Below are 10,346 nucleotides of genomic sequence, written 5' to 3'. Positions count from 1 at the left end.
TTGACGTCGTTTCCGAGTGACTACGGGATGTCGAAATTTGACCTGAGCCTTGATGTCATGGAGGACAAGGGCGGTTTGGAATGCGCCCTCGAATACGCAACCGCGTTGTACAAACCAGAAACAGTAGAGCGGTTGGCGAAGCACTACGAGCAAGTGGTCGCCGCGATTGTGAACGATCCGGGTGCGAAAATCGCATCGTTAGGCATGCTGACGGCGGAGGAGCAGGAGCAGATTCAGCGGGTATTCAATCCAGAGACCGCGCCGCCGCTGCTGGAGAAAACCTTCCATCACCTGTTTGAGGAACAAGCGGAGCGGAGCCCGGAGGCGACGGCGGTAGTGTACGAGGAAAAGCGGCTGACCTACCGCGAGCTGAACGAGCGTTCGAACGGTCTGGCGCGCAGCCTGCGGGCCCAAGGGGTGAAGCCGGATCAGCTGGTCGGCATTCTGGCGGATCGGTCGGTGGACATGCTGGTCGGGGTTCTGGCGGTATGGAAGGCGGGAGGCGCCTATGTGCCGCTCGATCCGGATTACCCGTCCGACCGGATCCGGTTTATGCTGGAGGACAGCGGAGCGGAAGTGCTGCTGACACAGACGCATCTAGAGGAGCGTACGCGGGAGTGGCTGACGGAAGAGCAGACGCTGCAGAGCGTGCTGTGCTTGGATGACGAGGGGCTGTACCGCGAAGGCGCGTCGAACGATTCGAACCGCCTGAATCTGACGCACGTCAACAAGCCGAGTGATCTGGCCTATGTGATCTATACGTCGGGGACGACCGGACGGCCGAAGGGCGTCATGATCGAGCACCGCAGTCTGGTGAATACGGCGGATGGCTATCGCCGGGAGTACCGCCTGAACGAGTTTCCAGTCCGGCTGCTGCAATTAGCGAGCTTCTCCTTTGACGTGTTCGTGGGGGATATCGCGCGGACGCTGTACAACGGCGGAACGATGGTCATTTGCCCGAAGGACGACCGGATCGACCCTACCCGGCTGTACGGCTGGATACGGGAATGCGAGATTACGGTCTTCGAATCGACGCCGGCGCTGATCGTGCCGTTCATGGCGTATATCGCCGAGCAGGAGCTGGAGCTTTCCTCGATGCGGCTGCTGATTACGAGCTCGGACAGCTGCAGCGTGGGGGATTACCGCGAGCTGCAGGAGAGGTACGGCGGGCAGATCCGCATCATAAACGCCTACGGAGTGACGGAAGCGGCGATCGATTCGAGCTACTACGAGGAGCCAGTGGAGAAGCTGCCGGAGACAGGGAACGTGCCGATCGGCAAGGCGTGGCTGAACGCACGGTTTGCGATCGTCGATGCGCATCTGAATCCGGTGCCGGTGGGTGTGCTTGGCGAGTTGTGCATCGGAGGAGCGGGCGTGGCTCGAGGCTACTGGAATCGACCGGAGCTGACGGCGGAGAAGTTTGTGCCGAGCCCGTTCGAAGCGAGGGAGCGTCTATACCGGACGGGGGATCTGGCGCGCTGGATGCCGGACGGGAACGTGGACTTTATCGGACGGATCGACCATCAGGCGAAAATCCGGGGATACCGGATCGAGATCGGGGAGATCGAGTCGCAGCTGCTGAAAGCGGAAGGCATAGGGGAAGCGGTCGTGGTGGTGCGAGAGGACGCAGGAGGGGAGAAAGCCCTGTGCGCGTACTACACGTCGGAGAATGAGCGAAAGGCAAGCGAGCTGAGAGCGGCGTTGTCGCAGGAGCTGCCGGGGTATATGATCCCGTCGTACTTTGTGCAATTGGAGAGGCTGCCGCTCACCGCGAACGGCAAAATCGACCGGAAGGCGCTGCCGGCGCCGGAAGGCGGTCAGAGTGGCGTGGAGCATGTCGCACCAAGGACAGGGCTGGAGGCGAAGCTGGTAGGCATCTGGCAGGAGGTACTCGGGGCTGAGCAGGTTGGCGTCCGAGACAACTTCTTTGATCTCGGTGGTCACTCCTTGCGGGCGACCACGCTGGTCAGCAAGATCCACAAGGAGCTGAACGTGGATCTGCCGCTGCGGGACGTGTTCCGCCACGCTACGGTTGAGGAAATGGCCGAAGCCATCAACCGGATGGAGCAGGCGGAGCACGTCTCCATTCCTACGGCTGAAGAAAGCGATTATTACCCGATGTCTTCGGCGCAGAAACGGCTGTATATTTTGCGTCAGATGGCGGAGGTTGAACAGAGCTACAACATGCCGGGAGCGATGCTGCTGGAAGGGGCACTCGACCGGGAACGGTTCGAAGCGGCATTCCGCGCTCTGATTGCGCGTCATGAGTCGCTGCGCACCGGGTTTGAGCTGGTAGACGGCGAGCCGGTACAGCAAATATACCCGCAGGTGGATTTTGTGGTGGAGTACAAGCAGGCCGCCAACGAACGGGAAGCCGACGAGCTCGTGCGCGAATTTATCCGGCCGTTTGACCTTACGAAGCCTCCACTGCTGCGGGTCGGATTGATCGAGCTGGAGCAGCACCGCCACATTCTGCAGTTCGACATGCATCATATTATCTCTGACGGAATCTCGACAGATGTTCTGGTGGAGGAGTTTATCTCCCTGTATGGCGGGGAACAATTGCCGCCTCTGCGCATTCAGTACAAGGACTTTGCCGTGTGGCAGCAGTCTGAGTCGCAAAAGGAGCGGATAAAGCAGCAGGAAGCGTACTGGCTTGAGCAGTTAGGCGGAGATCTGCCCGTATTGGAGATGCCGCTTGATTACGTGCGCCCTGCGGTACAGCGGTTCAATGGGAACACGCTTCATTTCCGGATCGATGCGCAGAAGGTCGAGGGCTTGAAGCAAATGGCAGCGGAAAGCGGAGCGACGCTGTACATGGTGTTGCTTGCAGCCTATACCGTTTTACTGCAAAAGTATACGGGGCAAGAGGACATCATTGTCGGCACGCCGATTGCGGGCAGAACCCACGAAGACCTGCAGCCGCTCATCGGAATGTTCGTCAATACGCTGGCCATTCGCATGGCTCCGGCCGGGGGCAAACCGTTCCTTTCGTATCTGAAGGAAGTCAAGGAAGCTACCTTCGGAGCTTACGAGCACCAGGATTACCCGTTCGAGGAACTGGTGGAGAAATTGCAGGTGACCCGTGATTTAAGCCGCAACCCACTCTTTGACACGATGTTTGCTCTGCAAAACACGGAAAACAAGGAACTTGCTCTCGAAGGCCTTCATTTGAAGCCGTACCCGAGCGAGTATACGGTGGCAAAATTCGACCTGATTTTGGATGTAACGGAGGGGAATGACGGTTTGGCGTGCAGCTTGGAATATGCCACCTCCTTATATAAACGGGAAACCATTGAGCGGGTGGCCAAGCACTACGAGCAACTGCTCGAAGCCATTGTGTCTTCTCCGGAGGCGACCATTGCGGTGCTCGGCATGCTGACTGCGCAAGAAGAGAACCAGCTTCACCGCGTGTTCAACCATACGGCGGCGGCCTATCCGGCTGGGGCGACTATCCATCAATTGATCGAGGAGCAGGCAGAGCGCACGCCGGATCATGCGGCTGTCGTATTTGAGGGCAAACAGCTTTCGTACAGGGAGTTGAACGAACGGGCCAATCGGCTGGCGCGGGCATTGAGAGCGGAGGGCGTGCAGGCGGACGAGCCGGTCGGCATTATGCTGGAGCGTTCCTTGGAGATGATCGTCGGAATCCTCGCGATCTTAAAAGCCGGGGGCGCGTATGTGCCGATTGATTCCGAATATCCGGAGGAACGCATCCGTTATATGCTAGAGGATTGCGGAGCGAAGCTGATGCTGGTGCAAAGTCGTCTTCGCGATCGCGTTGCTTTTGCTGGAAAATACGTCATTGTGGATGACGAGCAGGCATACGGCGAGGATAGCTCGAATCTTGAGCCGGTAGTCGGGCCGAATCATTTGGCTTATGTAATTTATACGTCAGGAACAACGGGCAAGCCCAAAGGGGTTATGGTAGAGCATCACGGGCTTTGCAGCTTGAAGCTGATGTTTGAGAACACCTTGGGAATTACCGATCGGGACCGTGTCGTCCAATTCGCCAGCCTCTCCTTTGACGCGGCGTGCTGGGAAATCTATAAAGCCCTGTTCTTCGGAGCAACCTTGTACATCCCGACGGCTGTGACGATTCTGGATTATCAATTGTTCGAAGCCTACATGAATGAAAACGGGATTACAGCGGCGATTCTACCTCCTACCTATGTGACCTACCTGAATCCGGAGCATATGCCGAGCTTCAAGAAGCTAATCACAGGAGGCTCGGCGGTATCTGTTGAGCTTGTGAACCAGTGGAAGGACAAGGTGATGTATTTCAATGCCTATGGGCCAACTGAAGCCTCCATTGTAACGTCGGTTTGGGCGGCTCCGTCAGGCGTGTTCGAGCAAAAGTCTGTGCCAATCGGCCGTCCGATTGCGAACCATCGGATCTACATCTTGGATGCGTACAATCAACCGCTGCCCGTCGGCGTGGCCGGCGAATTATGCATTGCGGGCGTCGGGCTTGCGCGCGGCTACTTGAACCGTCCCGAGCTGACGGCGGAGAAATTCGTGGATAATCCGTTCGCGCCGGGAGAGAGAATGTACCGGACGGGGGACTTGACCAGATGGCTGCCTGACGGCAATATCGAATATTTGGGACGGATCGACCATCAGGTGAAAATTCGCGGTTACCGCATCGAGCTTGGCGAGATCGAGGAGCAATTCTTGAAGGTGACGCATGTTCAAGAAGCGATTGTGCTTGCGCGCGAGGACGAGAGTGGACAAAACCAGCTTTGTGCCTATTTTGTGGCCCATGGGGAGCTTACGGCGAGCGAGCTGAGGTTAAAGCTGTCGCAGGAGCTGCCGGGCTACATGATTCCGTCCTACTTTGTGCAGTTGGAGCGGATGCCGCTCACTGCAAGCGGGAAGATCGACCGCAAGGCGCTGCCCGCCCCAGAAGGAAACGTGCACACCGGCGGTGAGTATGTCGCGCCTAGAACCGAGGAGGAAAAAGCGCTTGCGGCTGTATGGAAGGCGGTACTTGGAGCGGAGCGCATCAGCGTGACGGATCATTTCTTCGAGCTTGGCGGCGATTCCATTAAATCGATTCAGGTTTCGTCACGTCTGCATCAGGCTGGCTACAAGCTGGAAATTCGCGATTTGTTCAAATACCCGACTGTTGCCCAACTGGGACGGCACATCAGGCCGATTGCCAGAATGGCCGATCAGGGCGAGGTGGCCGGAGAGGTTGCGTTAGCGCCAATCCAGCGCTGGTTTTTTGAACAGCAATTTGCCGACCCGCACCACTTTAACCAATCGGTGATGCTTCATCGCAAGGAAGGCTTCAATGAAGCGGCGGTCCGCAAGGTGCTTCAAAGAATCGTTGAGCATCACGACGCGCTGCGTATCGTATTCCGCCAGACGGAAAACGGAATTGCGGCATGGAACCGGGGAGTGGAGGAAGGCGAGCTTTACAGTCTGGAAGCGGTCGACTTCAAGGGAATAGAAGCGGCGGCGTACGAAAAGGCGATCGAAGCCAAAGCAAGCGGCATTCAGGGCAGCATCGATCTGGAGTCGGGCCCGTTGGTAAAAGCCGGGTTGTTCCGCGGCGAGGATGGGGATCATTGGCTTATCGCCATACACCATGGCGTCATCGACGGCGTATCGTGGCGCATCCTGCTTGAGGATATCGCGGCCGGGTATGAGCAAGCCGTGAAGGGAGAGGAGATCCGTCTTCCGGCGAAGACCGATTCGTATCGTGCTTGGTCAGGGCAGCTTTCGACATACGCGCAAAGTCCGGCCATGGAGAACGAAGAGGCCTATTGGCAGCGCGTTGCACAAACAGCTGTGCCGCCGCTGCCCAAGAATCAGGAAGCGGAGCTCACCTTGCAGGAGGATAGCGAAACGATCACGATTCAGTGGAGCGCGGCAGAAACGGAGCTGCTGCTCAAGCAAGTTCATAAAGCGTATAACACCGAAATGAACGACATTTTGCTGACGGCGCTGGGAACGGCGATTCAGAAGTGGAGCCGTCATGACCGGGTGCTGGTGAATCTGGAAGGTCACGGCCGTGAATCCATCCTGCCGGATATCGATATTACGCGTACCGTGGGATGGTTTACAAGCAAATATCCGGTATTGCTGGAGATGGACCCAGGCAAGGATGTGTCCTACCGGATCAAGAAGACGAAGGAAGATCTCCGTCAGATCCCAAACAAAGGGATCGGGTACGGCATATGCCGGTATTTGTCGGAGCACGCGACGGAAGACGTATGGGGAGTGACACCGCAGATCAGTTTCAACTACTTGGGTCAGTTTGATCAAGATCTGCAAAACAATGAGCTTGGCATATCGCGGTATGCAGGTGGGGCGCAGTGGAGCGGCAAGCAAGCCCGAAGCTACGCGCTGGACATTAACGGAATGATTGCGGACGGCTCGCTGACGCTGGACCTCGGCTATAGCGGCAAGGAATACCGTAGGGAAACGATGGAGGAGCTGGCTTCATTCCTGCAGGAGAGCCTTCTGGAACTAATCGCTCATTGTGTGGCGAAAGATCGGACGGAACTGACACCAAACGATGTGCAGCTTAAGGGATTGAGCTTAGAGGAACTGGAGCAGCTCGCGGAACAAACACGCCATCTCGGGCAGATCGACAACATCTACGCGCTTACGCCTATGCAGAAGGGGATGTGGTTCCACAGCGCCATGGACCCGGATGCCGGTGCATATTTTGAGCAGGCGCGATTTACCTTGCGAGGAACGCTCAATATCGAAACGTTTGCGAAAAGCTGGGAGGAGCTGGCGGTCCGTCATGCCGTACTGCGGACCAATTTCTACAGCGGCTGGAACGGGGAACCGATGCAAATCGTGTTCCGAGACAAGCGGATCGGATTTGCTTACAAGGACCTTGCTGGTCTTCATGCGTCCGAGCAGCAAGAGCAGATCGACCAATTAGAGCAAGACGATAAAGCTCGCGGATTTGATTTGCAGCGGGATGCGCTGGCACGCGTAATGGTCATCCGTACAGAAGGGGAAAGCTGTCAGGTGCTCTGGAGCTTCCATCACATTTTGATGGACGGCTGGTGCTTGCCACAGTTGACGAAAGAGCTGTTTGAAACGTATTCCGCCTACGTTCAGGGTCCTGAGCGGGAAGATGCTTCGGAGCGGAACCTAACGCCAGTCTACAGCCATTATATTGAGTGGCTGGAACGGCAGGACAAGGAAGCCGCGTCCCACTATTGGGACGAGTACTTGGCAGGCTACGAGGGGCAGACCCTATTGCCGCAGGCCAAGACGGAGGGAAGAAGCCCAGGGTATGCCTTGGAGCGCATCGTATGCGATTTGGGCAACAGCCTGAGCGAACGGATGAGCCGTGTCGCAAAGCGGCATCAGGTGACGGTCAATACGCTTATGCAAGCGGCATGGGGCATCATTCTGCAGAAATATAACGGAACAGGTGATGTGGTATTCGGAAATGTCGTGTCGGGAAGACCGGCGGAAATTCCGGGGATTGAGGAGATGATCGGACTATTCATTAACACGATCCCGCTGCGCGTCACTTCCGAACCGGATACGAGCTTTGCCGAAGTGATGGGAAGTTTGCAGGAACAGGCGTTGGAATCTGGTCGTTACGATTATTATCCGCTGTACGAGATTCAGGCGCAGAGCACACAAAAGCAGGATCTGATCAGCCATATCATGGCGTTTGAGAACTACCCGGTCGATGAGCAGATGAAGCAAGCCGGACATGAAGATGGCGGAAAGCTTTCGATTGCGGATGTTGAAATGGCAGAGCATACGAACTATGACTTCACACTGACGGTGCTTCCCGGAGACAACATCCAGTTGCACCTAGACTACAATGCCAATGTGTTTGACCGGGCGGGTATGGAGCGGTTGAAGGGACATCTGGTCTATGTCTTCGAACAAATCGTCGAAAATCCGCTGGCTGCTGTAGGAGAACTGGAGCTTGCGACAGCCGGGGAGAAAGCCGAGATTGTAGAGCAGTTTAATAATACGGCGACGGTGTATCCAAGGGAGAAGACGCTTCACCAGCTGATTGAGGAACAGGCGCAGCGTCTCCCGGATGCAGTGGCACTTGTGTTTGAGGAGCGGCAGTGGACCTACGGTGAACTGAATGAGCGGGCCAATCGGCTGGCGAGGACGCTGCGTTCCCACGGAGTCGGCGAGGAACGTTTGGTGGCCCTGATGGCTGAGCGATCCATGGAAATGATTGTGGGCATGCTGGCGATTTTAAAAGCTGGAGGAGCCTACGTGGCGATCGACCCGGAATATCCGGAAGAACGCATCCGCTACATGATCGAGGATTCGGGAGCGCACGTGATGCTGGCACAGCGCCAGTTGCGCGAGCGGATTCCGACACAGAGCACACTTGTCTTCCTAGACGATGAGCAATCGTACAGCGACGACGGCTCCAATCTGGAGCACAGCAACGGAGCGACTGACTTGGTGTGCGTCATTTACACGTCCGGTACGACCGGCAAGCCGAAAGGCAATCTAACCACTCATCGCAACCTGATGCGAATTGTTCGGAATACGAACTATATTGAGATTACAGATCAGGATCGTGTGCTGCAGTTGTCCAGCTACTCCTTCGACGGGTCGGCCTTTGATATTTTCGGGGCTTTAACCAATGGAGCTAGACTGGTTCTAGTGCCGAAAGAAACGATGCTGGACGTCGAGCAATTGGCGGGTCTAATCGAAACGCAGCACATTTCGGTGATGCTCATTACAACAGCTTTCTTTAATGTGCTTGTGGACGCGAATGTCCATTGTTTGCGCCACCTGAGAGTGATTTTGTTCGGGGGCGAACGGGTTTCCGTCAGTCACGTCCGCAAAGCGCTCAGCTATATCGGACCCGGCAAACTCAAGCATGCATACGGTCCGTCGGAAAGCGCGGTTTATACAACCTGGTTGGACGTGAATGAGGTGAGCCAGGATGCCGTGAACATCCCAATTGGACAGCCGCTCAGCAACACGACGGTCTACATCGTTGACGCACGGAACAAGCTGCAGCCGATTGGAGTCGCCGGGGAGTTGTGCGTAGGGGGAGAAGGATTGGTTCGAGGCTACTTGAACCGTCCAGAGCTAACGGCGGAGAAGTTTGTGGACAACCCGTTTGCACCAGGTGAGCGGATGTACCGGACGGGCGACCTGGCCAGATGGCTGCCGGACGGCACGATTGAGTATGTGGGCCGGATTGATGATCAGGTGAAAATTCGGGGCTTCCGCATCGAGCTGGGCGAGATCGAATCGCATTTGCTCAAGGTGGAGCCGATTGAAAAAGCGACGGTCGTGGTTCGTGAAACCACCGAAGGGGAGAAGCAGCTCTGCGCGTACTTCGTAGCTGGCAGCAAGCTGGCGGCAAGCGAACTAAGAAACACGCTGTCGCAAGAGCTTCCGGGCTATATGATCCCGACGTACTTTGTGCAGCTGGAGCAGATGCCGCTGACGACCAACGGGAAGGTGGATCGCCGAGCGCTTCCGGCCCCGGAGGAAAGCATGCAGACGGGGATGGACTATGTGGCGCCGAGAACGTCGCTGGAAGCGAAGCTGGCAATCATCTGGCAGGACGTGCTTGGAGTGGGCAGGGTCGGCGTCCACGATAATTTCTTCGAGCTTGGCGGCCACTCGCTGCGCGCGACGACGCTGGTGGGCCGGATTCACAAGGAATTGAACGTCAGTCTGCCGTTAAAAGAGGTGTTTCGCTCGGCTACCGTCGAGAAGATGGCGGAAGCGCTCGAGGGGATGGCGCAGCAGGCCTACGAAGCGATTCCTCGGACGGAGGCAAGCGAGCATTACCCCGTATCGTCGGCGCAGAAGCGGCTTTATATTTTGCACCAGCTGGAAGGAGCGGAGCAAAGCTACAACATGCCAGGAGCGATGCTGCTGGAGGGAACGCTTGTGCGGGAACGGTTTGAAGCGGTGTTCCGCGGTCTGATCGCACGCCACGAGACGCTGCGCACCGGGTTCGAGATCGTAAACGGCGAACCGGTACAACGGGTATATCCAGAGGCGAATTTTGCCGTGGAGTATATGGCGGCTAGCGAAGAAGAGGCGGAACGGAAGGTGCGGGCATTCATCCGTGCGTTCGATCTGAAGAAGCCGCCGCTCCTGCGGATAGGCTTGATCCAACTGGCGGAACAACGCCACATCCTGCTCGTTGACATGCATCATATTATCTCGGACGGCGTATCTACGGATGTCCTCGTCGAAGAATTCGTCCGCCTGTACGGCGGCGAGGAACTTCCTGAGCTGCGGATACAGTACAAGGATTACGCGGTATGGCAGCAATCCGAAGCGCAGCGCGAGCGTCTGAACCAGCAGGGAGCCTACTGGCTGAGCCAGTTTAGCGGAGAACTGCCGGTGCTGGAGCT

General features: G+C 56.8%; 1 pseudogene. It reads left to right on the top strand.

Features of this window, described 5'->3' with window-relative positions:
* Window positions 1-30: 30 nt before the first annotated feature.
* Window positions 31-10,346 (top strand): annotated as a pseudogene (locus ACSR9A_RS02135) (amino acid adenylation domain-containing protein); the annotation flags it as partial.

The sequence above is a fragment of the Paenibacillus sp. R-74696 genome (assembly GCF_055814915.1).
This window is presented reverse-complemented; position numbering and strand designations above follow the sequence as displayed.